22 protein-coding genes are annotated in these 26,050 nt (G+C 69.2%); 8 read left to right on the plus strand and 14 right to left on the minus strand.

The genetic code is table 11. The features are described from left to right. Window positions 1-100: 100 nt before the first annotated feature. Genes PSS76_RS09415 through PSS76_RS09425 form a run of 3 tightly spaced genes read left to right on the plus strand, consistent with a single transcriptional unit; the run spans window position 101 to window position 6,103 of the window. Entirely contained in the window at window positions 101-4,966 is a 4,866-nt protein-coding gene (locus tag PSS76_RS09415) for an NAD-glutamate dehydrogenase (protein ID WP_064078597.1), read from the plus strand. Continuing rightward, window positions 4,963-5,430 (plus strand): acyl-CoA thioesterase, encoded by a 468-nt coding sequence (locus tag PSS76_RS09420; RefSeq protein WP_005512191.1) that lies wholly within the window; start codon window positions 4,963-4,965, stop codon window positions 5,428-5,430. The genes PSS76_RS09415 and PSS76_RS09420 overlap by 4 nt, the downstream gene beginning before the upstream one ends. Then, window positions 5,423-6,103, plus strand: a complete 681-nt coding sequence (locus PSS76_RS09425; RefSeq protein ID WP_337456129.1) for a DUF8010 domain-containing protein — start codon at window positions 5,423-5,425, stop codon at window positions 6,101-6,103. The genes PSS76_RS09420 and PSS76_RS09425 overlap by 8 nt, the downstream gene beginning before the upstream one ends. A 7-nt stretch (window positions 6,104-6,110) precedes the next feature. Here the strand turns inward: PSS76_RS09425 and PSS76_RS09430 are convergent, their stop codons facing one another. From PSS76_RS09430 to PSS76_RS09485, 12 genes are all read right to left on the minus strand, one after another. Beyond that, a complete protein-coding gene (locus tag PSS76_RS09430) occupies window positions 6,111-6,638 on the minus strand; it encodes an FAS1-like dehydratase domain-containing protein (protein WP_022596784.1) in 528 nt (175 codons plus the stop codon). A 78-nt stretch (window positions 6,639-6,716) separates the two neighbouring features. After that, on the minus strand, window positions 6,717-7,298 hold the full coding sequence (locus PSS76_RS09435; RefSeq protein WP_145236811.1) for a TetR/AcrR family transcriptional regulator: 582 nt from the start codon (window positions 7,296-7,298) through the stop codon (window positions 6,717-6,719). 2 nt (window positions 7,299-7,300) lie between these two features. Further along, a complete protein-coding gene (locus PSS76_RS09440; protein WP_337456130.1) occupies window positions 7,301-8,533 on the minus strand; it encodes a cytochrome P450 in 1,233 nt (410 codons plus the stop codon). A gap of 58 nt (window positions 8,534-8,591) precedes the next feature. Beyond that, window positions 8,592-9,533 (minus strand): 3-carboxyethylcatechol 2,3-dioxygenase, encoded by a 942-nt coding sequence (locus PSS76_RS09445; protein WP_005512200.1) that lies wholly within the window; start codon window positions 9,531-9,533, stop codon window positions 8,592-8,594. Window positions 9,534-9,549: 16 nt separating this feature from the next. Next, a complete protein-coding gene (locus PSS76_RS09450) occupies window positions 9,550-10,413 on the minus strand; it encodes an alpha/beta fold hydrolase (protein ID WP_337456131.1) in 864 nt (287 codons plus the stop codon). An 11-nt stretch (window positions 10,414-10,424) separates the two neighbouring features. Continuing rightward, the gene (gene mhpA, locus PSS76_RS09455; RefSeq protein WP_337456132.1) at window positions 10,425-12,149 is read right to left on the minus strand and encodes a bifunctional 3-(3-hydroxy-phenyl)propionate/3-hydroxycinnamic acid hydroxylase MhpA; all 1,725 of its coding nucleotides are present in this window, start codon (window positions 12,147-12,149) and stop codon (window positions 10,425-10,427) included. 206 nt (window positions 12,150-12,355) lie between these two features. Beyond that, window positions 12,356-13,069, minus strand: coding sequence for an IclR family transcriptional regulator (locus tag PSS76_RS09460; protein WP_013416525.1), 714 nt, complete (start codon window positions 13,067-13,069; stop codon window positions 12,356-12,358). An 87-nt stretch (window positions 13,070-13,156) separates the two neighbouring features. Continuing rightward, on the minus strand, window positions 13,157-14,293 hold the full coding sequence (locus PSS76_RS09465; protein WP_337456133.1) for an esterase-like activity of phytase family protein: 1,137 nt from the start codon (window positions 14,291-14,293) through the stop codon (window positions 13,157-13,159). A gap of 6 nt (window positions 14,294-14,299) precedes the next feature. After that, window positions 14,300-15,073 (minus strand): glucose 1-dehydrogenase, encoded by a 774-nt coding sequence (locus tag PSS76_RS09470; RefSeq protein WP_084923037.1) that lies wholly within the window; start codon window positions 15,071-15,073, stop codon window positions 14,300-14,302. 28 nt (window positions 15,074-15,101) lie between these two features. Next, the gene (locus PSS76_RS09475; RefSeq protein WP_064078592.1) at window positions 15,102-16,793 is read right to left on the minus strand and encodes an FAD-binding protein; all 1,692 of its coding nucleotides are present in this window, start codon (window positions 16,791-16,793) and stop codon (window positions 15,102-15,104) included. 131 nt (window positions 16,794-16,924) lie between these two features. Then, on the minus strand, window positions 16,925-18,529 hold the full coding sequence (locus PSS76_RS09480; RefSeq protein ID WP_013416522.1) for a glycoside hydrolase family 13 protein: 1,605 nt from the start codon (window positions 18,527-18,529) through the stop codon (window positions 16,925-16,927). 98 nt (window positions 18,530-18,627) lie between these two features. Beyond that, a complete protein-coding gene (locus PSS76_RS09485) occupies window positions 18,628-19,044 on the minus strand; it encodes a globin (protein WP_041674311.1) in 417 nt (138 codons plus the stop codon). 166 nt (window positions 19,045-19,210) lie between these two features. On the opposite strand from PSS76_RS09485, the gene PSS76_RS09490 reads away from it, so the two are divergent. The 3 genes from PSS76_RS09490 to PSS76_RS09500 all read left to right on the plus strand — a co-directional run bounded on the left by PSS76_RS09490 (window position 19,211) and on the right by PSS76_RS09500 (window position 20,649). After that, window positions 19,211-19,876 carry an HNH endonuclease gene (locus tag PSS76_RS09490; RefSeq protein ID WP_005512214.1) on the plus strand — a complete coding sequence of 222 codons (666 nt, stop codon included), beginning with the start codon at window positions 19,211-19,213 and terminating at the stop codon, window positions 19,874-19,876. 61 nt (window positions 19,877-19,937) lie between these two features. Continuing rightward, a complete protein-coding gene (ctaJ, locus tag PSS76_RS09495; RefSeq protein WP_005512215.1) occupies window positions 19,938-20,186 on the plus strand; it encodes an aa3-type cytochrome oxidase subunit CtaJ in 249 nt (82 codons plus the stop codon). Further along, a complete protein-coding gene (locus PSS76_RS09500; RefSeq protein WP_005512216.1) occupies window positions 20,173-20,649 on the plus strand; it encodes a DUF5130 domain-containing protein in 477 nt (158 codons plus the stop codon). Before ctaJ ends, PSS76_RS09500 begins: the two co-directional genes overlap by 14 nt. A 69-nt stretch (window positions 20,650-20,718) precedes the next feature. On the opposite strand, the gene pepN is transcribed toward PSS76_RS09500, so the two are convergent. Then, window positions 20,719-23,304 carry an aminopeptidase N gene (pepN, locus tag PSS76_RS09505; RefSeq protein WP_337456134.1) on the minus strand — a complete coding sequence of 862 codons (2,586 nt, stop codon included), beginning with the start codon at window positions 23,302-23,304 and terminating at the stop codon, window positions 20,719-20,721. 133 nt (window positions 23,305-23,437) lie between these two features. Further along, entirely contained in the window at window positions 23,438-24,718 is a 1,281-nt protein-coding gene (locus tag PSS76_RS09510; protein ID WP_049799545.1) for an NAD(P)/FAD-dependent oxidoreductase, read from the minus strand. A 131-nt stretch (window positions 24,719-24,849) separates the two neighbouring features. On the opposite strand from PSS76_RS09510, the gene PSS76_RS09515 reads away from it, so the two are divergent. Both PSS76_RS09515 and PSS76_RS09520 read left to right on the plus strand, forming a co-directional pair. Further along, the gene (locus tag PSS76_RS09515) at window positions 24,850-25,482 is read left to right on the plus strand and encodes a mycothiol-dependent nitroreductase Rv2466c family protein (RefSeq protein WP_013416516.1); all 633 of its coding nucleotides are present in this window, start codon (window positions 24,850-24,852) and stop codon (window positions 25,480-25,482) included. 78 nt (window positions 25,483-25,560) lie between these two features. Beyond that, window positions 25,561-26,043, plus strand: coding sequence for a ribose-5-phosphate isomerase (locus tag PSS76_RS09520; RefSeq protein ID WP_005512220.1), 483 nt, complete (start codon window positions 25,561-25,563; stop codon window positions 26,041-26,043). Window positions 26,044-26,050 lie beyond the last annotated feature (7 nt).

Genomic DNA, 26,050 nt, shown 5'->3' on the forward strand with positions numbered 1-26,050 from the left:
GACCCGTCCGCATCGGCAGTTCCGCGCGACCCGGGGTCGCCGCGGTTAGGCTCGCCATTGAGCCAACCGCGGTGATCTCGAACAGGGACGGAGCGTCGCGATGACGGATTCTGTGGATACCGACTGGTCACTGACGCTGTCCTCGGACGTGCGGGCCGGCCTGGCGGACCTGAGGGCGGTGTATTTCCGTCACACGTCCGCCGGCGAACCCGACAGCGTCCTCGACCGGCATGCCGACGCGATCGTCCGGGAGCACGTGTTGCTCGCGGCGCGGCGCCTGCCGGGTGAAGCGGTCACCCGCGTCCACCGTCCGTCCGACGGCTCCGGCGTCGGGGCCGCACTGCAGATCGTCGCCGACGACATGCCGCTGCTCGTCGAGTCCGTCACCGCGTTGCTGGGCCGACTCGATGCGTCGATCAGCGAGGTCGTCCATCCGATACTGGGTGTGCGCCGGGATGCCGACGGCATGCTGGAACAGATTCTCGCCGACGTCCCGATTCGCGACCTCCCGACCGATGCCCTCGCGGAGTCGTGGATGCACGTGCAACTGCATCCTGCGACCGAGGACGAGATCCTCGACGAGCTCGAATCCTCCATCGCCGCGGTGCTCTCCGACGTGGGACAGGTCGTGGCGGACACCGATGCCATGCGCGGACTGCAACTCGCGGTCGCGGCCGAACTCGACGTCCGAGCGGAGAATCCGCCGCCCGGCCGGTCGGCCGACGAACTGCGAGACTGCGCCGACCTGCTGCGCTGGCTCGCCGACGGGCACTACACCGTGCTCGGCTATCGCCGCTACGAATGCGGAGACGACCACCGCACCCGGCGGATCCAGGAGAGCGGACTGGGTGTACTGCGGTCGGAAGCCCACGCCGACGAGCACGTCAGAATCCCGCTCACGGTGGACATTCCGGATCGTCCGCTGTTGGTGTTGACGCAGGGCTCGGCGCCGGCCACGGTGCACCGGTCGGTGTATCCGTACTTCGTGGGTGTCAGCATCCTCGACGACGACGGTGCGATCGTCGGTGAGCATCGCTTCCTCGGGGTGTTCACGGTGACCGCAATGCACGAGAACGTCCTGGAGATTCCGGTGATCGCGCGTCGGGTGCGCACCGCGATCGAGCGCGCAGGTTTCGGTATCGACTCCTTCTCGGGCCAGGCGATGCTCGAGGTGGTGCAGTCGTTTCCGCGCACCGAACTGTTCTCGATCGACGCCGACGCGTTGCTCGAGACGATGACCGCGGTGCTCAACATCGGGCTGCGCCGGCAGATCCGACTGTTCATGCGCGAGGACAGCTTCGAACGGTTCGTCTCGTGTCTGGTGTACCTGCCGCGGGACCGCTACACCACCCGGGTACGCCTGGCGATGCAGCAGATCCTGCTGGACGAGCTGGGCGGTGGATTACTCGACTACACCGCGCGGGTCTCGGAGGGAGACCTCGCGATGCTGCACGTGACGATCCGGAAGCCGCCCGGCTCACGCGACGGCCGCGTCGACACGTCGGAGGCCAATCGGCTCCGCATCCAGGGCCTGCTCGCCGAGGCGAGCCGCAGCTGGGACGACCATTTCGCGGACGCCGTGGCAGCCGATCCCGACGTGGATCCGGCCGTCGCCGCGAAGTATGCGGCCGAGCTCCCCGAGGCCTACAAGGAGGACTTCGACGCCGCGGAGGCGCTCGTCGACATCAGCCGCTTCGAGGGTCTCGACGCCCACTCGATCGACATGCGGATCCACCACGACTCGCCCGCTCCGGCGTGGCGGTGGCAGTTCGCGCTCTACTTCGTCGGCGACGGAATCTCGCTGTCCCACATACTTCCGGCGCTGCACAGCCTCGGTGTCGAGGTGCTCGACGAGCGTCCGTACGCGGTACGGCGTCCGGACGGCCTCCAGTGCTGGCTGTACGAGTTCGGGCTCGCGGTACCCCGGGAGCTGCTGGGTGACGCCGCGGCGGGGATCGGCGCGGACGGGCCCGGTGAACAGCTGCGCGATCGGCTCACCGAGGCGTTCGCCGCGATCTGGCACGGGCGGTGCGAGGCGGACCGGTTCAACGAGCTTGTGCTGCGCTCCGGGCTGGACTGGCGGCAGGTTTCGGTGCTGCGCGCCTACGTGAAGTACCTGCGCCAGGCGGGCTTCGCCTACAGCCAGGGGCACATCGAGTCGGTGGTACTTGCGCACCCCGAGGTGGCCCGCCTGCTCGTCGAACTGTTCGAGTCGATGTTCGACCCCGACGCCGCGTCGGCGCAGCGGTCGGAGTCCCTCGAGCACGACTTGCGCACGGCGATCGACACGGTCGTCAGCCTCGACGTCGACCGCATTCTGCGGGCGTTGTTCGGGCTCGTCCGTGCGACGTTGCGCACCAACTACTTCGTGCAGGGGGCCGACGGGCTATCGCGAGAGTTCCTCTCGCTCAAGTTCGAGCCCGCCCGCATCGCCGAACTGCCGAAGCCGCGCCCGCAGTTCGAGGTGTTCGTGTACTCGCCGGAGGTCGAGGGCGTGCACCTGCGGTTCGGTCCGGTCGCGCGCGGCGGACTGCGCTGGTCGGACCGGCGCGAGGACTTCCGCACCGAGATCCTCGGCCTGGCCAAGGCGCAGGCGGTGAAGAACGCGGTGATCGTCCCGGTCGGTGCGAAGGGCGGTTTCGTCGTCAAGCAGCCGGTGGCGCCGACCGGTGATGCGGCCGTCGACCGCCAGGCGGTACGAGATCAGGGGGTGGCCTGCTATCGCAAGTTCATCTCCGGACTGCTCGACCTCACCGACAACGTCGACCGGGTGAGCGGCGCCGTGGTGCCGCCCGCGCGCGTTGTTCGGAGGGACGGGGACGACACGTACCTCGTCGTCGCGGCGGACAAGGGGACCGCGACCTTCTCCGACATCGCCAACGGCGTGGCCGCCGACTACGGGTTCTGGCTCGGCGACGCGTTCGCGTCCGGCGGCTCGGCCGGCTACGACCACAAGGAGATGGGCATCACCGCCCGGGGCGCGTGGGAGAGCGTCAAGCGCCACTTCCGGGAACTCGGGATCGACGTGGCCACAGACGATTTCACGGTGGCCGGAATCGGCGACATGAGCGGCGACGTGTTCGGGAACGGGATGCTGCTCAGCGAGCACATCCGGCTGGTCGCGGCATTCGACCACCGGCACATCTTCCTCGACCCGACGCCGGACGCGGCGCGCTCGTTCGCCGAGCGGCGGCGCATGTTCGCGTTGCCGCGCTCGTCGTGGGACGACTACGACCGCGCGCTGATCAGCGAAGGCGGCGGCGTGTACGCGCGGACCGCGAAATCGGTACCGGTGAGCCCACAGGTGCGGGCCGCGCTGGGACTCGGCGACGACGTGACCGAACTGTCGCCGCCGGATCTGGTCAAGGCCGTGTTGCAGGCGCCGGTCGACCTGTTGTGGAACGGCGGTATCGGCACCTACGTCAAAGCGGCGTCGGAGTCCGACGCGTCGGTGGGCGACAAGAGCAACGACGCGGTTCGCGTGCTCGGGGCCGACGTCCGTGCCCGCGTGGTCGGGGAGGGCGGCAACCTCGGTGTGACGCAGCTGGGACGAATCGAGTACGCGCTGCACGGGGGCAAGATCAACACCGACGCGATCGACAACTCGGCCGGTGTCGACTGCTCCGACCACGAGGTCAACATCAAGATCCTGCTCGACGCCGTCGTCAGCAGCGGTGAACTGCCGAGCACGGACCGCGATCCTCTGCTCGCATCGATGACCGACGAAGTGGCCCGACTGGTGTTGGCGGACAACATCGCCCAGAACGACCAGCTCGGCATGTCCCGTGCCAGCGCGCCCCAGATGCTGGGGGTGCACCGTCGTCTGATCGCCACGCTCGTCACCCACCACGGGCTCGACCGCAAGCTCGAGGCGCTGCCCACCGAGGCCGAGTTCGGCCGGCGGGCGCAGGCGGGCGGCGGGCTCACCTCTCCCGAGCTGGCGACGGTGATGGCGCACGCCAAACTCGCGCTGAAGCAGGACCTCCTCGCCACCGAACTGCCGGACAGCGACTTCTTCGCCGCTCGTCTGCCCGGTTACTTCCCGGAGCCGCTGCGCGATCGGTTCGGCGCGGCGATCCGCGGGCACTCGCTGCGTCGCGAGATCGTGGCCACGATGCTGGCGAACGAGGCGATCGACAACGGCGGCATCACGTACGCGTACCGGCTCGCGGAGGACGCGGGCGCGTCGAGCACCGACGCGATCCGCGCCTACGCCGCGGTGACCGAGATCTTCGAACTGCACGACGTGTGGTCGCGGGTCGGGACGGCCGACGTGCCGTCGGAGGTCTCGGATCTCCTCATGCTGCAGTCGCGGCGGGTGCTGGACCGCGCGTCGCGCTGGTTCCTGTCGAACCGGCCGCAGCCGATCGCGGTGGGTGCCGAGATCTCCCGCTACTCGAGTGAGTTCCGCAGGCTCGCGCCGAAGGTGCCGGGCTGGCTGCGCGGCCACCACGTCACCGATCTGGAACGCCGATCGCGGTCGGCGATCGCGGACGGCGCCCCGCGCGAACTCGCGCTCGAGGTGTACCGGCTGCTGGACCTGTTCTGTCTGCTCGACATCATCGACGTCGCCGACATCTGCGAGCGCGACGGCGAGGAGGTGGCGGAACTGTATTTCGCGCTGGACGCGCACCTGGGCATCGACTGGCTGCTCACCGCCGTGTCCGACCTCGCCCGCGGCGACCGGTGGCATTCGCTGGCCCGGCTGGCGCTGCGCGACGACCTGTACGGGTCGCTGCGCTCGCTCACCCTCGAAGTCCTCGTCGGCGGTGAACCGGACGAGACCCCCGAGGAGAAGATCGACTACTGGGAGTCCACGAACGCCTCACGACTCGCGCGATCGAGGTCCGCGCTGGCCGAGATCTTCGAGTCTGGAACGCTGGACCTTGCGACGCTGTCGGTGGCGGCGCGTCAGGTACGCAGCATGGTGCGGGGTGTGGGCACCAGATCGGAGGTCGGAAGGTGAGCGGTTCCCAGGAGACCGTGCACAACGGGAAGGCCGTCGGCGCGCAGCCGGTGGGATTCCATACACGGGTCGTGGTCCGGTGGTCGGACATGGACGCGTTCCAGCACATCAACCATGCGCGCATGGTGACGCTGCTCGAGGAGGCGCGGATCCCCTGGCTGTTCGAGGACGGGGCGCCGACGGTGACGTTGCGCGACGGCGCGGTGATCGCCGACCTACGGGTGCGGTATCGCGGGCAACTGCGTCACGAGGACAGCCCGCTCGACGTGCTGATGTGGGTGGAGCAGATTCGGGCTGTGGACTTCACGATCGCCTACGAGGTGCGTCCCGGGGGAGCGGCGCCGTCGACGCCGCCGTCGATCGTCGCGTCGACGCAGATCGCGGCCTTCGACATCGGGACGCAGCGGCTGCGGCGGCTGACCCCGTCCGAGCGCGGGTACCTGGAGTTGTGGAAGCGTGCGTGAGCGTGTCCTGACGATTCCCTCCGCAGCCGATCGCGCGGATCTCGCGATGTTCGTCGGGCGGGCGATCCGGCTCGACGAGGCCGCCGTCGTCCGGTTGAAGCGGAGAAGCGACGGACGAGTTTCAGTCTGGGCGCCAACGGGTTTCGATGCCCTGGCGACCCGTGTCGTGGCCGGCGACATCCGCCCTGCCGACACCACCGCTGCGGGGGACGAGCTACTGCGCGCGCTCGCCGGGGACAGCGGCGACATCGATCCGGGATTCGCGATGGATTCGGCGTGGCGCGGCGCCCTTCCGCCGGAATCGGGCTTCGTGCACGTGGACGACGTCCCGGCCCGGGTTCTCCTCGATCTGGCGCAGCGCGGCGCCGCACTGGCGAAGGAACACGGCAGCGCGCAGGGGCCGCCGACATCGCTGCTCGAGCAGAAGGTTCTCGAGGTCGCGGGCGGTGGTACCGAGGTGGCGATCGCCATGCGAACGGTGTTCGCGCTCACCGGAATGGGATTCGTGCCGCTCGCCGACGGTCGCCCGGCCACCGCGGACACCGACGTCCACGCTATCGCCGAGACCGAGGTCGTGCGGGTACGGGCAACCCCGTCGTGGCTGCGCCTGGACGCGCGGTTCGGCTCGGTCTACGCCCGCCGTGCGGGTGCGATCCCGCTGTTCACGGCATAGGTCCGGGTCAGCGGGCCCCCACCAGTTCCGGTTCGGGACTCGCCGGCTCGGTGTTGGGGGTGAGCAGGATCGACGACAGCACGGTCGACCGCAGCTCTCCCGCGGCGGTGTGCAGGGTGGTCTCGGTGTCGAGGAACACCGCCCCGCCACGCTCACTGACACCGGTGACGGCCAGTGACGCGGTGAGGGCGTCACCGGCCAGGATCGGCGCCGCGAGTGTGATCTTCTCGTTCACATGGATCGGGGTCTGCCGGCTCAGGTCGATTCCGGAGTCCGGATCGGTCAGCATGTCCCGGATCAGGGTTGCCGTCACCACTGCCGTGAAGGTGGGCGGGGCGACGATGTCCGCGTACCCGGCCTGCCGGGCGGCGTCGACGTCGTGGTGCGCCGGATCCGTCGCGAGAATCGCGCGGGCGAACTCGCGCACCTTCTCCCGTCCCACGACGTAGACATCGGACGACCGGAGCACCAGGCCCGGCTCGATCACCCCGGGGACCGAGCCCTCACAGGTGGTGTTCCGCGTGCCCATCGACATGTGTGCTCCCTCGAGTCCCCGACCGACTGTCCGATCGTGTATCCGACGGTGCGAGGCGGAGCGTTACAGTGTGCGGCATCACACGGAGGGCAGCAGCACCGGTACCAGGAATTGCTCGACCATGGCCCGCTCGTCCGCGTCGTCGATCCCCGGCACCGTGAGGAGCGAGACGATCGCCCGCACCGACCAGCGCGCACGACGGGCGATCTCGGCGTCGTCGGCGTGCCGGACGTCGGCGAGGAAGGCGGTGCCGAGCACCTCGATCACCTCCGACGTGCTCGCGAGCTCGGACGCCAGACCGGCGTCGCCCAGACCGAACCACGCTGCCAGCGCCGGCGTCGACCGGACCTCGCGGACCGCCATGAGCACGGCCTCGGTGACCCGCTCGCGCGGATCGGCGACGGCCGCGACGGCGCGGGCGATCCGATCACCGAGCCGCCGGGCCTCGCGGTGCACGAAGGCGCGGTGCAGTGCGCCGCGGTTCTCGAAGTACCGGTACAGCGTCGCCCGCGAGCAGCCCGCCGCCTTCGCGATGTCGGCCATGCCCGTCGTCGCGACACCGCGCTCGACGAACAACAGGGCCGCGGCGTCGAGGATCCTCCCGGCGGCCGCTTCGACTCGTTCGTCGCTCAGCCAGGTGCGGGATGTGCTGGAGGACATCGTCACCCGGCGCGGAACGGAACGTGGGTTGGGCGGCGCACGTAATTGCCGGCGGCGTACTCGACTCCGTCGATGTCGACGTCGAAATCGGGGCAGCGAGCGAGCAGTTCCTCGAGCGCGACGCGGGCCTGCATCCGTGCGGCCGCTGCGCCGAGGCAGTGGTGGTTGCCGTGGCTGAACGTCATGATCTGCTTCGGGTTTCGCCGAACGTCGAGTTCCTCGGCGTTCTCGCCGAACGCGCGAGGATCGCGGTTCGCGGATCCGTAGACCAGCAGCACCTTGCGTCCTGCGGGGATGGTGGCGTCGTCGATCGTGACGTCGCACGTCGTGGTGCGCGCCAGCCCTTGGACCGGCGACGTCAGCCGCAGGAGCTCCTCGGTCGCCCCCGGGATCAGCCCCGGGTCGGCGAGCAGCAGATCCCGCTGATCGCGGCGCTGAGTCAGTAGTTGCACTGCGCCGCCGAGCATTCCGGTGGTGGTGTCGTTGCCGCCGGTCACCATGGTGAACGCGAACCCGAGGATCGACAGCAGGCCGGAGACGTCGCCGTCCGCGCCGATGCCAGCGGCGACGAGGTGCGAGATGGTGTCGTCACCGGCGTTGCCCGCCTCGGCCTCGGCTTTGCGGCGTTCGATCAGACCACCGAAGTACGTCATCAGCTCGACCACTGCGGTCTGGGCCGCGAGGGGGTCACCCGTCGCGTTCGCGGCGACGATCGCATCGGTCCAGCCGTCGAACCGGCCGCGATCCTCCGGCGGCACACCCAGGTAGTGGGCCACGACCATGCTGGGCAGCGGCTTGAACAGCGCGGTGACGATGTCGCCCTCGCCGGCGGCGCGCAGGCCCTCGAGTCGTTCGACGACGAAGCGGCGCACCTCCGGTTCGACGGCCTCGACCTGGCGGGGAGTGAAACCGCGCGCGACGAGGCGACGGAACTGCGTGTGCACCGGCGGATCGAGCATCACCAGCGGAGGATTGTCGCGCAGCCCGATCTTGTCGAGCTCGCCGTACGTCATCGTCAGGCCCTCGGCCGACGAGAAAGTCTCGGCGTCACGCGCCGCGGTGTACACGTCCTCGTGCCGGGTGAGCACCCAGTAGTCGTCCTGCGGCGATCCGTCGGGCACGACATGGTGCACGGGGTCGTGATCGCGCAGCGCCGCGTACATGCCCCACGGATCCCGCCACGACTCGCCGGATCGGGGAACGTAGGACGCCTTGCCGGACATGGTCGTCGTCATGTCTCGACTGTGAGACAGATCACCGAACTTGTCAACCCTCGTCCGGAACGGGTGTGGGTCAGCGCGGGACGGCGGTGGTGACGGCGAAGCCCGCGATGTACTCCGGGATGGGCCGGTAGAACTCGTACGTCACGGCGTAGTCCCCGCACGCGTGCAGCGCCGAATATGCGGCCACCCAGGTGCGGACCTCGTGCGAGGAGTGTCCGGCGGCGGCATCCATGTCGTCGGCGGTGTAGCGGTCGAAGTCCTCCACACGTCCGGACCGGCAGACGTCGAGGAATCCGCGGTCCCAGTCCGGGTTGAGGTCCATGATGTCCGCCTCGCCGGCCGCGAACCGGCGCGCGGTGGCGATCGTGTTCGCTTGTCGCGCTGCGCGCGCCTCCGCTGTGGGATGTCTTCCCGCGGTGAGGAACTCACGCTGCGCATCGGTGGCCGTCGCGTACTGGGGTACCGGGGGATCGTGCGACAGGCCCCCCGAACCGATGAACAGCACCCGGCGGTCGGTGCCGCGGAAGTACTCGCCCACGGCCTGCCCGAACGCCCGCACCCGGGACATCGGGACGAACGGGCGGGCCACCGAGTTCACGAAGACCGGGAGAACCGGCCGGGCGGCGGCGTCACCGTCGTGGAGGATCTCCATCGGCTGCACCGCACCGTGATCGACCTCCATTCGCCGCGAGATCGCCAGATCGATGCCGCGGTCGATCACGAATTGCGCGAGGTCTTCGGCGATCTCCTCGGGGACGTCCAGCTCACCCGCGAACGAGTCGTAGTCACCGGTGCCGTGCGCGCGGTAGCCGAGGCAGAACGGCGGCATCAGGTCGTAGAAGAACCCGTTGAAGTGGTCCGGGCCGAAGTTCACCACCAGATCCGGATCGAAGTCGCGAACGAACGTCCGCGCGTGCTCGAACGCACCCTGCACCGACGCGACGACGTCGGCCGGCGGGTCGGCGTGGTCGAGCAGTGGGCTGTGGGACATGCACAGCAGTGCCTGTGGCATGACGATCCTCCTCCGATCAGCGGCGGGTGTCGGCGTGGCGGGCGAGGTAGCTGCCGACGACCTCGTTGAACTCGGCTGCGCGCTCGACCTGGGACCAGTGGCCGCACTGGCTGAAGATGTGCGCGTCGGCGTGGGGGATCACGTTGAGCAGCTCCCACGTCCGCGACACCGGGATCACGACGTCCTGGACGCCGTGGACGAGCAGGACCGGGATGTCGAGGCGGGCGAGGACCTCGAAGTCCAGCGGCAGGGCGTGGCGGTCCCGGTCGCGGGCGGCGACGACGTCGGCCAGCCTGTCGGAGGCGGTGTCGTTGAGGGCCGACTGGTAGCGCAGCGACACCAACTCGTCGGTGACCAGCGACTTGTCGACCACGAACATCTCGAGGGTCTTGCGGATGCCGTCCTCGGTGAGCGTCGGATTCGAATGCGCGGCAAGCGCTCCCGTCAGTTTGGCGCCGCCGGTGCCCATCGACACGATGCCGAGGAGCCGGTCGGGGAAGTCGATCGCGAACTGGAAGGCCAGCCAACCGCCGAGGGAGTTGCCGACGATCCACGTCTTCTCGATGCCGAGCGCATCCAGGACGCGCACCGCGTGGCGGACCCATTCCTTGATGCCGTACGCGGTGCCGTCGGCGACGACGGACTGCCCGTAGCCGATCGAGTCGATCGCGATGCAGCGCCCGTAGCGGCTCAGTTCGGGGAGGTTGAGCCACCAGTTCGCGGCCGCGGTGACGCCGGTGCCGGAGCCGTGCAGGAACAGGATCGGGGTGCCCTCACCGAGGTCGTGGTAGTGCGTGAGCTCGTCGGCGGCGGTCTCGAGCCACTTGTCCTCGAGCCCGAAGAAGGCGTCGGTCGTGTAGTCGGGGGTCGGGACGGACATGGAAATCTCCTTCAGTTGGCGAGCGACGGCTGGGCGGTACCGGACGCGGGTCGGCCGGTGAACGACATCGCCGCCAGGATGGCGTCGAGGGTGGCGGGAGCGTGCTGGGCCAGGCAGGCGCCGGCCACGAACCGGTCCGGGCGCAGGAAGATGATCGGGGTGGGCCGGTCGTCGAACCAGTTCTTCACTGCGCCGGTGTGATCACCGAGGACGACGACGTCGTCGTCCATGTACTTCTCGGCCCACTCGCGCTGGGTCTCCGGAACGATCGCGACCAGTCGGGCACCCAGCACGGCGAGCTTGTCGAGCGATTCCTGCGGCAACAGATCGCGCGGGTTGTTGCCCCACACCAGCACCGACCACCAGTTGCCGATCGCGTCGTCGAGCAGAACGTCGGTGGCTCCTCGGGTGGTCACCCGTGGCTGGGGAAACTGCACGCCGACCGGGGACACGGTGCTGTTGGCGGTTCGGACCGGGACCAGTCTGCTGGTCAGGCGGGCCGCGGCCCGGCCGGACGCCTGCGTCGTGGGATCGGCCAGCACCCCGCGGGTGTAGCGCGGCATGGGCTTGAAGCGCATGTCCGCGAAGTAGCTTTTCACCTGGGGGAAGAGGTTCAGTGCGGACGACGCGGCGTCGCGCAGGGCGGCGGCCGCCGGGTTGGTGATCTTGATGAACCTGCCGAACGTGAGCGACAGGTCGACCATCGCCTGCGCGTGCTCCTTGCGCTCGTCGGTGTAGGTGTCGAGGAGGTCGTCACCGGCCTGTCCGGACAGCACCGCTGCCAGCTTCCAGCCGAGGTTGGTCGCGTCGCGCATGCCGGAGTTCCAGCCCTGGCCCATCCACACCGGCATCAGATGTGCGGCGTCGCCGGCGACGATCTGGCGCCCCTTCCGGAAGCTCGACGCCACCCGGCCGTGGTGCGTGAAGACCCGGCGGCGGATGAACTCGAGCTTCGACGGATCCGGAACATGCTCGGCGAGAAGCTGATCGACGAAGGCCGGGTCGGTCACCTGCTCCTCGGTCTCGCCGTCGAGGAGCATGAACTCCCAGCGGCGCACTGCGTGCGGCAGACCGATCGAGACGTACGGTCGCTTGGGATCGGCGCCGAGGAACACGTTCGGCGTGCCGAGTGGATCGTTGTTCACGTCCACAACGAGCCATCGCGTGGACGGCGACTCACCCTCGAAGGTGACGCCCAGGCGCTTGCGCGTCGGCGACTTGCCGCCCTCGCAGCCCACCAGGTAGCGGGCCCGGAAGCGGTGCTCCTCGACCGTGCCGTCGCGTCCGGTGACGTGAGCGATCGCGGTGACCGACTCGGTGTCCTCCTCAACGGTCTCGACCTGGTGGCCGAACAGGACACGGACGTCGTCGAACCGCGAAAGTCCTTCGTACAGTGCGCGATCCACCTCGGGCTGGATGAATCCGTGCTTGCGCTCCCACCCGAACTCCACGGTCTGCGGATTGTTGACCAGGATCACCTTCCCGGCGCCGTTGACCAGCCGCATGATGTGCTGCGGATTGGTGTGCGGGCGCACGGAATCGACCAGGTCGACGGTCTGGATCGTCCGGAAGGACTCGTCGTCGAGCCCGACGCCGCGCGGGTAGTCGATGAGGTCGTCGAGGGCCTCGAGCACGGTCACCGACCGGCCGTACATGCCGAGGATGTTCGCGAGCATCAGGCCGACGGGCCCGGCGCCGACGATGATCACGTCACTGTCGTGGTGGGTGGTGTTCATAGGTTCCTCACTGCGGTTGCGCCGGCCCGGGGTTCGAGTGTGCGAATAGCGCGTCTTGGTGACCGTTAGTTGCACATCGATACGCACTATGTGAACACGGACACGCCGCCCCTCGCAAGCCCACGTGGCTGTCACCCTGCAGAACGCACGAAACCCGCACCGAACGGGTCGGTGCGGGTCTCTCGTCCGGAAATCGGGCCGTCAGGTCAGGTGGTGTACCGGCGCAACTGCGCCACGGCCTCGAGGGTTGCGTCCACGGATCCTTCGATGAGTTCCTTCGATGCGCTGATGATGGTGAGGCAGGCCGCCGGTTCGTTCTCGACCTGGGCGAGGGGGGCGCCCAGGCCCCAGTAGCCGGGTTCGACCTCGCCGAAGCTGATGACGTAGCCGGTCCGGCGTCCCTCGGTCACCCGGGGATCCTCTCCGGGGCGCGGGGGGAGTGCGGAGAGCAGGGCGTACCCTGCGGCACCGCGATCGAGAGGGTGGCGGCCGCCCTGGCGGAACGAGACCCGGACCGTCGAGTTCGCGGGCTCGGTGACCACCACGGCGACGGCGTCGTCGGCCTCCGCCACGAACAATGCGACGCTTGCGCCGAGGCGGTCGGCGAGATTCTGCATGAGCGGCGTCGCGACCTCGCGCAGGCCGGAGTAGACCTCGCGGCCGAGCGCGGCCAGACCGCCCGCCGCGCGGTAGCGGCCGTCCGGTCCGCGGCTGATGAGGCGCCGGTCGGCGATGGTGGCCAGCAGTCGGGTCGCGATGCTGCGGTGCACACCCAGTCGATCCGCGACATCCTGGATGGTCAGTCCACTCGCGGAGTTCGCAACGAGTTCGAGCGCGTGCAGGCCGCGGGCGAGCGTCTGCGTCCCGGCCGCGCGAGTGGGCGCGGGGGTGGTCTGCGGGTTCGGATCGGTGTCGGCCACGGGCTCACCCTATGCCGCAGGGTGTGCACAATGTGCACACGCGGGGTGCGGCGATCGACGACGCGGTCGCCGCACCCCCCCGCGCGGTCAGCGCGAGACCGACAGCAGATGGAACGTGGTGCGTCCGGCGAGGCCGAAGTCGTCGTCGGCGACCACGACCAGCGAACGGGAGCCGTCGGGCAGGCGGGGTCCCCACGTGATGCCCTCGATGCAATCGGAATCTTCGGCGACGGTGGCGAAGTCGAACACGAGCTCCTTGCGCATCACGCGCTCGGCGCCGGTGAGAGCGGGCACGTCCTGCACGTCGTCGGCGCCGTCGATGGTCGTGCGGTAGATCTTCCCGGTGAAGCCCCGGCCCGGGATCAGCGTGCGCTCGAGGGTCAGGTAGGCGTCGTCGCCGGCCGCGAGGATCTCGGCGACTCCGGTGGCCTGCGCCATGCCGCCGGGCGGGACCGCGTCCACCGGGTACACGTACTCGCCGAGGTCGGCCCCCGTCGCGCGATCGAGAACCACCAGCCGAGACGGCGACGGGCCGTCGAGCGACGCGGCCGGACCGTCCTGGACCAGCGCGTTCTCGGACACCGCCACGACGCGGGAACCGTCGTGCGACAGGGTCATCGCCTCGAAACCGAGGTTGTCGCGGATCCCCGACACGAGCGCACCGTCCAGGTCGAGACGTGGTGCGAAATGCTCCGGCAGCGGCACGTCCCTCAGGAAGATGCCGTCGGAGGACGTTTCCCGGACGAAGCCGGGCCGGCCGGTTCTCGACTCGCCTTCGCTGGTGTAGATGTAGCCGCCGCGATCGGGCAACCACCGCACGGACTCGGTGTCGGCGGTGCGCGGCGCGTACGGCGCACCGTCGACGTCCCGCAGGTGCACCACCTCGTCGAACCGGGCGGTGGCGAGGCGGCCGTCCTCGAGCGGGAGGTCCAGGGTGTACAGGCGGACCGGACCCTGCTCGCCGCGATTGTCGCTGATCGCGACGAACTCGCCCGACGCCTCGTCGAAGTCGATGCCCGACAGCCCGCCCACGCGGGAGCCGCCGAACTCGAGGCCGGCGGGCAACGTGATCGCGTTGACATAGTCGACGCGCGGCGGGGGAGTGGCACCCGCGAGGGAACCGGCGTCCACCGACCCGGCACCGAGGGATCCGGCGCCGGGCAGCAGTCCGCCCAGCCCTGCGAGCGCCACCGCGCCGGCCGCGAACAGGTGCGCAGTGGCCATCTTTTCCTACTGTCCCATCACGTATTTCACGGTCGGACCGGCAGTCCAGCCGCCGTCGACGGCGATCTCGGCGCCGGTGACGTACGACGCCGCGTCCGACAGCAGGTAGGTCACCGCGCCGGCGATCTCGTCTGCCTCGCCGACCCGTCCCATCGGGGTGTTGGGGTAGTTGCCTTCCCCTTGCTGGATGCCGACGCCCGCGGTCATCGGCGTGTACGTCATGCCCGGGTGAACCGAGTTGACGCGGATCCGGTCGGTGCCGAGTTCGACGGCGGCGATCTTCGACAGGCCTCGCACGCCCCACTTCGACGCCCCGTAGCCGGCGGTGAGCGCGAGCCCCATCAGGCCGGCAGCGGACGAGATGTTCACGATCGACCCGCCGCCCGCGGACCGCATGGGGGCGATGACGGCCTGGATGCCGTTGAACACCCCGACGAGGTTGATGTCGAGGACCTGCCGGAAGTGCTCGAGCGGCTCGTGCTCGATGTACTGGCCGGTCGATACTCCCGCGTTGTTCACCAGGCCGGTCAGCGACCCGAACTCGGCGACCGTGAACTCGACGGCGGACCGCCACGCGTCGGCGTCCGTGACGTCCAGGTTGACGTAGCGGGCGGCGTCGCCCAGCTCGGCGGCGGTGGTGCGGCCGTCGTCGTCGAGGACGTCCGCGATCACCACCTTGCCTCCGCCCTCGACGATTCGGCGCGCGAATGCGGCGCCGAGGCCACGGGCGCCGCCCGTGACGAGAACGACCTTGTCGGACAGCATTGCCGATTCACTCATATGGCTCACCTTCCAGCGTTTGGCTTTGTCACTTGCTGCGGGCGGCGTGGCGGGCACCGATGTAGCCGAACACCATCGCGGGTCCGATGGTGGCGCCCGCTCCCGCGTAGTCGTTGCCCATGACCGACGCCGACGTGTTACCGGTGGCGTACAGGCCGTCGATCACGGAGCCGTCCGCGCGCAGGACCTGACCGTTCTCGTTGTACACCAGTCCGCCCTTGGTGCCCAGGTCGCCGGCGCGCATCCGCAGCGCGTAGTACGGAGCGGTGTCGATCACGTCGAGGGTGGGGTGCGGCAGGCTCGGATCGCCGTAGTAGTTGTCGTACGCGCTCTCGCCGCGGTGGAAGTCCTCGTCCTTCCCGTTTCGGGCGAATCCGTTGAAACGGGAGAGGGTTTCGGTGAGTCCAGCAACCGGAACGTCGATCTGGTGGGCGAGTTCCTCGACCGTGTCGGCGACGACGACCAATCCGCCGTCGATCCACGATGTGGGGAACTTCTGCCCCGGCATGATGCCGCCGATCGGGTAACGCTTCTTGGCGCGTTCGTCGAACACGAACCAGGTGGGCTCGTGGCCGCCGGCCAACTGGTCGTGCACGAACGTGACGTACGGCGCCGCCTCGTTGGTGAATCGTCTGCCGTGCTGGTCCACGATGACCGACCGCGGTACGGAACGCTCGGCGACCATCACCTGCACGATGCCGTCGGGCCGTTGGAACGACGGCATCCACCACGCGTCGTCCATGAGATCGACTGCGGCGCCGACACTCCGGCCCGCCACGATGCCGTCTCCGGTGTTGTCCTTCGATGCGGCGCTGAAGTTGTCCCGACCGCCCTCGGGCAGGTACGTCTTGCGCATGTCCTGGTTGAACTCGAATCCGCCCGTGGCCAGGACGACGCCACGACGAGCGCGGATCCGCACCGCGCGACCGCCCCGCTCGGCGACCAGACCGATCACGGCACCGGTCTCGTCGGTGACGAGCGTCTGCATCGGCGTCTCGAGCCACAGCGGCACCCCGGCGTCCTTCAGCGCCAGCCGCAGTCGCGCGATGAGAGCGCGGCCCAGGGTGTCCATGTGTCGGCGCAGCAGGATCGACTTCACGGCGTTGAACCCGGTTCGGAGCGCGGTGAGTTTGGCCCTCCACGTGCGCATCACCATGTTGAGCTGCACGAAGTCCTTGGATGTGATGAACAGGCCCGGCGGCGTCGCGAGGGCGGCGGGGCGCAGCAGGTGCTCGTCCGCGCCGAGCTTCCTGAGATCCACGGGGAGCGGCTCGATCGTCCGGCCCGCGGGACGGCCGCCCGGCTGCTCGGGGTGGTAGTCGGAGTATCCGGTGCACCACTGGAAACGCATGTGCGGGCTCGACGTCTCCAGGAACTCGAGGGTTTTCGGGCCCTCGTCGATGAATGCGTCGACATTCGCCGACGGCACCCGGTCGCCGAGCACCGCGTCGAGGTAACGGCGGACGTCGGCGCGGGAATCGCCCAGCCCCTCACGGATCAGCAGAGGATTGTTCGGAACCCACACCCCGCCGCCGGACAGCGCGGTGGCACCGCCGTAGACGTCGGACTTCTCGATCAGCAGAGTGTCCAGACCCTCCGCGGCGCCGGCGAGGGCGGCCGTGAAACCCCCTGCGCCACTGCCGACGACGAGCAGATCCACCTCGTGGTCCCAGTGGGACTGCCCAGGTTTCTCGGTCGGGTTCGGTTCGGTCGCGGCCATCGCGGAGCTCCTCGGGGTGCGTTGGGGGAGCGACCCGAGGCGCCTGTGTCCGGTCGCGTCGCGTCCACGACCCTAGGAAGCGCGTGAAGGGTGGCGAAATCGTCCCTCCCGCTGGGCGGGAGGACGGCGAATCAGACCAACCAGGCCGCCGAGTCGGCGGGGAGCAGGCCGTCCACGAGCGGCAGACTCGACAACACGACGGTGCCTGGTGGCAGCTGGATCGGTCCGTCGGTGGCATTGAGGACGCAGACGAGACCGCCGCGGCGGCGGTACGCGAAGCATCCCGGAGGGCTTCCGTACCAATCGATTTCGCTGCCCGAGCATTGGGGGAGCGTCGCGCGCAGCTCGAGCGCTGCGCGATACAGCGACAGTGTCGACGTGACGTCCTCGAGCTGTGCCTCGACGGTCAGGTCCGCCCACTCCGCCGGAATCGGCAGCCACGTGTCCGGCGCGGTCGAGAAGCCGAAGGGCGGCGACGTCCCCTCCCACGGCATCGGCACGCGGCATCCGTCCCGGCCGCGTTCGGTGTGGCCCGATCGTTCCCACACCGGATCCTGCAGCGCCGCGTCGGGCAGATCGACGTTCGGCAGTCCCAGTTCGGCACCGTTGTAGATGAACGCCGCCCCCGGCAGCGCGAGTTCTACCAGCGCCATCGCGCGGGCACGGGTCGTCCCGCGAGACCCGTTGCCGTACCGGGTGACCTCTCGTTCGACGTCGTGGTTCGACAACGTCCACGTGGCCGTGCCGCCGACCCGGGCGACCGCGTCGAGCGAGTTCTCGATCGCGGCGCGCACCGAGTCGGCGTCGAACGGCGTCTCGGCGAGGCGGAAGTTGAAGCCGAGATGGAGTTCGTCGGGGCGGATGTACTCGCCGAACCGCTCGTTGTCGCGGACCCAGATCTCGCCGACTGCCATCGCGTGCGGGTACTCGTTCATCACCGCGCGGATGCCCCGGTGGATCTCGTGCACCTCCGGATTGTCGAACCGGGGATCGTCGTCCTCGTTGCGGAGCAGCGCGTTGGCGTCCCAGTCGTGGTCGGGCAGACCCTCGGGCTTGGCCATGCCGTGCGCGACGTCGATCCGGAAGCCGTCGATGCCGCGGTGCAGCCAGAATCGCAGCGTCTTCTCGAGGTCGTCGAACACCTCGGGGTGGTCCCAGTTCAGATCCGGTTGCTCGGCGGCGAAGATGTGCAGGTACCACTGGCCGGGGGAACCGTCGGATTCGGTGATGCGCGTCCACGCCGGGCCGCCGAACACGCTGGGCCAGTTGTTGGGCGGCTCGCTGCCGCCGGGACCGCGCCCGTCACGGAAGATGTAGCGCTCCCGGGCGCTGCTGCCGGGTCCGGCGGCGAGGGCCTCACGGAACCACGGGTGCTGATCGCTGGTGTGGTTCGGGACCAGATCCATCGTGACTCGGATTCCGCGCGCGTGCGCCTCGGCGATCAGTGTGTCCATCGTCGCCAGGTCGCCGAACAGCGGGTCGATGTCCCGCGGGTCGGAGACGTCGTAGCCGTGGTCGGCCATGGGGGACCGCATCACCGGGCTGAGCCAGATGGCGTCGATGCCGAGCAGTTCGAGGTAGCCCAGCCGGTCGACGACTCCGCTGAGATCACCGACGCCGTCGCCGTTCGAATCGGAGAACGATCTCGGATACACCTGGTAGAAGACGGCGTCCGACCACCACGGACGCGAGTCGGGCGCCGTGCCGGTGATGGGCTGATCGTCACGGGTGGTCACAGCACTTCATAGTGCCGCATCGGGGGCGTGCGGATCGCGGTATGAGGCTGTGTCTGCGCCCGTGTCTCGGCCTGTGTGGTTGCCTCGGTCGTGGGCCGCTAGATCGGCGAGTTCACCATGGAGGCCGCCGCCATCTCCATGTAGTCGACGAGGGCCCGCCGATGGGCTTCGTCGAGAGTCTGCTCGTCGATGGACGCGATCGCGATGTGCATGCAGCGCAGCCAGGCGTCCCGCTCGATCGGGCCGATCTTGAACGGGTTGTGGCGCATCCGCAGGCGTGGGTGGCCACGCTCCTCCGAGTACGTGCGCGGACCGCCCCAGTACTGCTCGAGGAACATGCGCATACGTCGCTCCGCGGGGCCGAGATCCTCCTCGGGGTACAGCGGCCGGACGATCTCGTCCTTGGCCACCTCCTCGTAGAAGCGCGCGGTGAGCTTGCGGAACGTCTCGGCTCCGCCCACCGCGTCGTAGAACGTCTGCTCCGTCGTGGGGGTCGTGGGGTTCGTTTCAGTCATGGCGTGTCCCATTGTGCCCGTTCTCGCGGCGAAGTCACCCGGGCACGGCCGGCCCGCGGTGTCCGGCACCCCGGGTTCACCGATCGTGCAGCAACTTTTTCCCGGAAATGGGTGTGCGGGACCGCATCATCCGTGGTCAACTTGGGTCAGTCTTCGCGGAGGTCGCATGGCACACCGACAGAGCGCGCGAGCGCATCGACAACTCGTGCCCACTGATGTGCGGGGTAACCACACATCGGGGGCTTTTCCGCTGCACGTCATTCCCGAGCCCGGAGCATCCGGGCTCGCTCTGCCGGGTCGGGGCCCGCAGCCCGGCTGGAACAAGCGTCGGGTACTGCTGCTCAACGCGACGTTCGAACCCCTGACCGCCCTGCCGGCCCGCCGTGCCGTCGTGCTGATGGTCTGCGACAAGGCCGATGCCGTCCACGAGGATCCGCTCGGGCCCGTGATCCACTCCGAAGGCTGTTCCCTGCAGGTGCCGTCGGTCATCCGCCTCCGCAACTATGTTCGCGTGCCCTATCGCTCGCGCGTCCCGATGACCCGGGCGGCGCTGATGCACCGCGACCGCTTCCGCTGTGGCTACTGCGGCAACAAGGCCGAGACGATCGATCACGTCGTGCCGCGCAGTCGGGGCGGCGGCCATTCGTGGGAGAACTGCGTCGCTTGCTGCGCGCCGTGCAATCACCGCAAAGCAGACAAACTGCTAACCGAGCTGGGGTGGACGCTCCGGACCGCGCTGGTGCCGCCGTCGGGCCCGCACTGGAGGCTGTTGTCGAGCACCACCGAACTGCATCCGACCTGGCTGCCGTATCTCGGCGAGGGCGCGGCCTGAGAAGAAGGCGGTTTCGGCCCCGACGCTTCCATTTCGGCAGGACTCGGCTACGGTTTGCCTCGTGAGCATTCTCGAGACAGTGCTGATATTCGTAGGGATACCCGTCCTGGTGATCGCGATCGTCGCGGGACTGTCCTTCATGACCAAGAAGTCGCCCGGCTTCGTGCCGACCGAGTACCGCCTCGGCGAGCGCTGGACCCACCAGCCGGTCCTGTGGAGCGCCGTCGACGAGGTGACCACGCACGGTCACCACGCCGCGCACGCCGTGGGCGCAGACGCGATCGGAGGTTCGGCAAGTGGCAAGTGGTGACGTTATCCAGACTTCGGTCGCCCCGGCAGATCTGCCGGTCGGCACCGTGGTGACGACCAGCGGTCGCCTCTCCGGCGTGCACCGCATCGGCGAGCCGTTCGACGACCTGCTGCCGTTCACGACCGACCAGCTCGTGCGCCTCGACGATGCGCTCACCGACGCGACCCGCTCCACCAAGGTGCGGTTCAACGTCTACGTCGGCGACCTCGGCGAGAACACGGCGCTCGGCGCCGACGCGATCTTCCCGCACACGCCGGAAGCCGAGCGTTCGGTCCTCATCGCCGTCTCGCCCAACCAGCGCGCGATCGAGGTCCGCGGCGGCCGCGCCGTCCAGCACCGGGTCACCGACCGGGTCGCTCAGCTCGGCGTCACCGCCGCGCTGGCGTCGTTCGGCGAGGGCGACCTCGTCGACGGCCTCGTCTCGGCCCTGCGCGTGATGAGCGCTGCGATCGCCCCCAAGTAAGCCCGAGCACTCACGCTCCACCCCGGTGACCCGGTGCCGCACGGCACCGGGTCACCGTCGTTTCGGCGGTCAGGTGGCGTCGAAGGCCCGAGCCTTCAGCGAGCGCACGACGCCGGCCCGGCCCTCGACCACCAGACGGCGCAGCGCCGGCGGATGATCGCCCTCGAGGAACGCGTCCGCCGCGGCCACCGACTGCTCGCTGATCGACCACGAGGGATACAGCCCGACGACGACGGTCTGCGCCACCTCGCTCGACCGGCGCTCCCACACCGACGGAATCTCCGCGAAGTAGCGCGCGACGTACGGCTCGAGCAGTTGCGACTGCCCCGGGGCGACGATGCCGCCGATGATCGCCCGCGCGGTGATGTTGGGGACGGTGTCGTCGTCGAACACCGTCGTCCACGCCCGTTCCTTGACCGCCGCCTGTGGTCGGGACGCGGCGGCAGCCGCGGCCTGGCGGGCGCCGGCGGCAGTGGGATCGCGCTGGGCCTCGGCGTCGATCACCGGGCTCGCCGTGCCGTCGGCGTCGATCTCCCCGGCCGCCGCGAGCGCGTGCACCAGCCGCCAGCGCAGGTCCGTGTCCACGACGAGCCCGGCCAGCCCGACGGTGGCCGGATCGGTCGTGTCGAGCAGTTCCTGCAGGATCTCGGTGTGCCACGCGGACAGCTGGGAGCCGGTCAGCGCGTTCACGAACGCCAACTGGTGATCCGAGCCGCCCTCGGCCTCGCGGGCCAGTTCGAGGAGGCGGTCGGCGAACGCCGGCCAGCCGAACGCATCCGCCCAGCCGGGCTCGGCGTACGCCGCGAGCGCCGTCTGCGCCTGCAACAGCAGCCGCTGGACGACGCCCACCTCGGTCTCGGCACCGATGCCGCGCTGCACGAGACTGACGAAGTCGCGGGCTCGCATCTCGGCCTGTCGGGTCATCTCCCAAGCCGCCGACCACGCGAGGGTGCGGGGGAGCGGCTCGGCGATGTCGCCGATCCGGCCGACGAGGGTGTCGAGCGAGTCCCGGTCCAGGCGGAGCGAGCAGTACGTCAGGTCGTCGTCGTTGACGAGGATCAGCTTGCCGCGCGGCACGCCCACCAGTTCGGGAACGTCGGTGCTGTCGCCCTCGACGTCCAGTTCGACGCGGTGGGTCCGGACCAGCTTGCCGGTGGCCGGGTCGTCGTCGTAGATGCCGACCGCGAGGCGGTGCACCCGGGTCTCGCCGGCGCCGGGACGGGCGCCTTCCTGGAGCACCGCGAAGTTGCGGAACGTGCCGTCGGGCTCGATCTGGAAGTCCGGACGCAGGATGTTCAGGCCGGTGGTCTTGAGCCACTGCGCGCCCCAATCCGACAGGTCGCGGCCGGACGCCTTCTCCAGCGCCCGCAGCAGGTCGTCGAACGTCGCGTTGCCGAACGCGTGCTCGGCGAAGTAGTCACGCAGACCCGCCATGAACGGCTCCTGGCCCACGTACGCGACGAGTTGCTTGAGCACGCTCGCCCCCTTGGCGTACGTGATGCCGTCGAAGTTCACCTCGACCGCGGCCAGATCCGGGATGTCGGCGGCGATCGGGTGCGTCGACGGCAACTGGTCCTGTCGGTACGCCCACGACTTCTCGACGTTCGCGAACGTGGTCCAGGCGTTGGTGTACTCGGTGGCCTCACTCTGGCAGAGCACCGACGCGAACGTTGCAAACGACTCGTTGAGCCACAGGTCGTCCCACCACCGCATGGTGACGAGGTCGCCGAACCACATGTGCGCCATCTCGTGGAGCACCGTCTCGGCGCGCCGCTCGTACGAGTAGCGCGTCACCTTGGACCGGAACACGTAGTCCTCGAGGAACGTCACCGCGCCCGCGTTCTCCATCGCGCCCGCGTTGAACTCCGGCACGAACAGCTGGTCGTACTTGCCGAACGCGTACGGCATCCCGAAACTGCGGTGGTAGAAGCCGAAACCCTGCTTGGTCTCGGTGAACAGCCGCTCGGCGTCCATGTACGGCGCGAGCGAGGCGCGGCAGTAGATGCCGAGCGGGATGGTCCCGTGCTCGTCGGTGTAGGCGTCGGTCCACTGCGCGTACGGGCCGGCGATGAGGGCCACCAGGTACGTGCTCATCCGCGGCGTCGTCCGGAACACGTGCCGGCCCGGCGTGGCCGCGAGGGTCTGCACGGTTTCGGCGTTCGAGATCACCGCCCAGTCCTCGGCCGCGGTGACCGAGATGTCGAAGGTGGCCTTGAGGTCCGGCTGGTCGAAGCACGCGAACATCCGCTTGGCGTCCGCGGTCTCGAACTGCGAGTACAGGTACACCGCGTCGTCCGTCGGATCGACGAATCGGTGCAGGCCCTCGCCGGTGTTGGTGTACATGCAGTCCGCGTCGACGACCAGTTCGTTCGCCTCGGCCAGGCCGTCGAGCGTGATCCCGGTGGCCTCGTCGTACGCCGACACGTCGACCGGCTCGCCGTTGAGAGTCGCGGAATGCACTGTGGCGGCGATGATGTCGATGAACGTCGAGGCGCCCGCCTTCGCCCGGAACGTGACGGTGGTCCGCGATCGGAAGGTCTTCTCGCCCGGACGTCCGGCGCCGTCGGTGAGGTCGAGGTCGATGCGGTAGTTGTCGACCGAGACCGTCGCCGACCGTTCGGCGGCCTGAGTGCGGGTCAGATTCGGTGGGGCCACGGAGAACTCCTCATCACGGGTGGACGGACACTTCCTGACATCCCATCACGCACCCCGCATCTCCCGCGATTTGCGCACTTGTCGCGCAGATCTCGGGTCCCGGGGGCGCGAGAAGTGCGCAAAACGCGACGGGTCAGGGGAGCAGGTCCGGCAGGGGGACGGCGGGGTCGGCGAGGCGGTCCGGGTCGACCGGGCCCGAGAAGGCGACCAGTGCCTTGATGTCGTCGGTGACGTCCCAGATGTTGACGTTCATCCCGGCCAGGACCCGGTTCTCCTCGTCGAGCCAGAACGCGAGGAACTCCCGGGCTGCGACGTCGCCGCGCGTGACCACCCTCGAATACTCCGGCGCCCAGCCGACGTACTCCATGCCCAGGTCGTACTGATCGGTGAAGAAGTACGGCAGGTTCGTGAACTCGACGGGATGGCCCAGCATCGTGGCCGCCGCGGTCGCCGGCTGATTGAGGGCATTCGCCCAGTGCTCGACGCGAATCCGAGTCCCGAGCAGCGGATGTTGCTGCGCCGCGATGTCACCGACCGCGACGATGTGCGGATCGCTCGTGGTCAGGGTGCCGTCCACCAACACCCCGTCGTCGACGGAAAGCCCCGCAGCCTCGGCGATCTCGATGTTCGGCTGCGCGCCCACCGCCACCAGCACCGCGTCGGCCGGCAGGACCGTGCCGTCGCCCAGACGCACGCCGTTCGCGCGGCCGTCGGAGACGGTGATCTCCTCGACCTTCGCACCGAACCGGAAGTCGACGCCGTGTTCGCGGTGCAGGTCGGCGAACACCGCGCCCATCTCGCTGCCGAGCGCAGCCAGCAGCGGCAGGTCGGCCGCCTCGACGATCGTCACCGAGACGTCCTTGCCGCGTGCGCCCGCGGCGATCTCGAGTCCGATCCATCCCGCGCCGACTACGACCAGACGCGACCCCGGGGTCAATGCCGCGATCAGCGCGTCCGACTCCTCGATCGTCCGCAGATAGTGCACTCCTGCCGCGTCGGCGCCCGGTATCGGAGGTCGCCGCGAGCGGGACCCGGTGGCGAGGGCGAGCTTGTCGTAACCGATCGTGGATCCGTCGGGCAGCACGACGCGCCGATTGTCGCGATCGATCGCCTCTGCCGTGGTGCCGAGGCGCAGGTCCACGTGGTGGTCGCGATACCAGTCGCCGTTCTGCACCGTGAAGTCCGGCAGCGATTTCTTGCCGGCGACGTGCTCCTTGGAGAGCGGTGGACGCTCGTACGGAAGGTGGTCTTCGGCGCTCAGAAGCACGATCGCGCCGTCGAAATCCCTGGCTCTCAAGGACTCTGCCAGCTTGGCGCCGGCGAGGCCTCCGCCGACTACGACGAAGGTGCGCTGCGATGGGTCGAGGGAAGTCACGTCAATGCTCCGTTCCAGTGTTGCGACTGGATCTGTCATTTCGCTGTCCTCGATCGACCCTAACCGGGTATCGGCGTGCTCGGGAAGCATTCCCGCGCCGACGTGGTTCCCTTCAATCGAGAGGTGTGGCGTGGACGTCGCTACGCCCGGACAAGGAGATGCGAGTGAGCATGCAAGCACAGACCCCAGGCACCGACGATGCGACGGATACCGTCGACTTCTGGTTCGACCCACTGTGCCCGTGGTGCTGGATCACCTCGCGCTGGATCCTCGAGGTCACGAGGGTGCGCGACATCGAGGCCAACTTCCACGTCATGAGCCTCGCCGTACTCAACGAGGGCCGGGAACTGCCCGAGGAGTACCGCGAGCGGATGGCCCAGGCGTGGGGCCCGGTGCGGGTCCTCATGGCCGCGGCGCAGCAGCGCGGTGACGAGATCCTGCTGCCGCTGTACACCGCGATGGGCACCCGCATCCACAACGGCGGCGATCAGGACCTGACGAACGTGGTGGTCGAGGCCCTCGCGGAACTGGGCCTGCCGGCGGAGCTGGCCGCGGCCGCCGACACCGACGAGTACGACGCCGAACTGCGGCGCAGCCACCACGCCGGCATGGACAAGGTCGGCGACGACGTCGGCACCCCGACCATCCACGTCAACGGCACCGCCTTCTTCGGCCCCGTCCTGTCCCGAATCCCGCGCGGCGAGGACGCCGGCCGAGTCTGGGACGGGACCGTCGCGCTGGCGTCGTACCCGCACTTCTTCGAGCTCAAGCGCACCCGCACCGAGGACCCCGAGTTCGACTGAGGTCATCGGCCACACCCGACACCCGTCGCGGCGTCCCCGCGGGGCGCCGCGACGGCGTGGCCTGTCAGAATTGAGGCCATGCGCGTATACCTGGGTGCCGACCACGCCGGCTTCGAACGCAAGAACCAGATCATCGAACACCTCACCGCGAACGGCCACGAGGCCATCGACTGCGGTGCGCACGTCTACGACGCCGTCGACGACTACCCGGCCTTCTGCATCGAGGCGGCTCGCCGCGTCGTCGCCGACCCGGGCAGCCTCGGCCTCGTCCTCGGCGGCAGCGGCAACGGTGAGCAGATCGCCGCGAACAAGGTGCCCGGCGCCCGCTGCGCGCTCGCGTGGAGCGTCGAGACCGCGCAGCTCGCGCGTCAGCACAACAACGCGCAGCTCATCGGCATCGGCGGCCGCATGCACTCGCTCGAGGAGACCCTCGCGATCGTCGACGCCTTCCTGGCCGCGGAGTGGTCCGACGAGGAGCGCCACCAGCGCCGCATCGACATCCTCGCCGAGTACGAGAAGACCGGCGTCGCACCCGCCGTGCCCGAGGCCCCCGAGGCCTAGGAGACAC

The sequence above is a fragment of the Prescottella sp. D32 genome, from assembly GCF_037287305.1.
Taxonomy (GTDB): Bacteria; Actinomycetota; Actinomycetes; order Mycobacteriales; family Mycobacteriaceae; genus Prescottella; species Prescottella equi.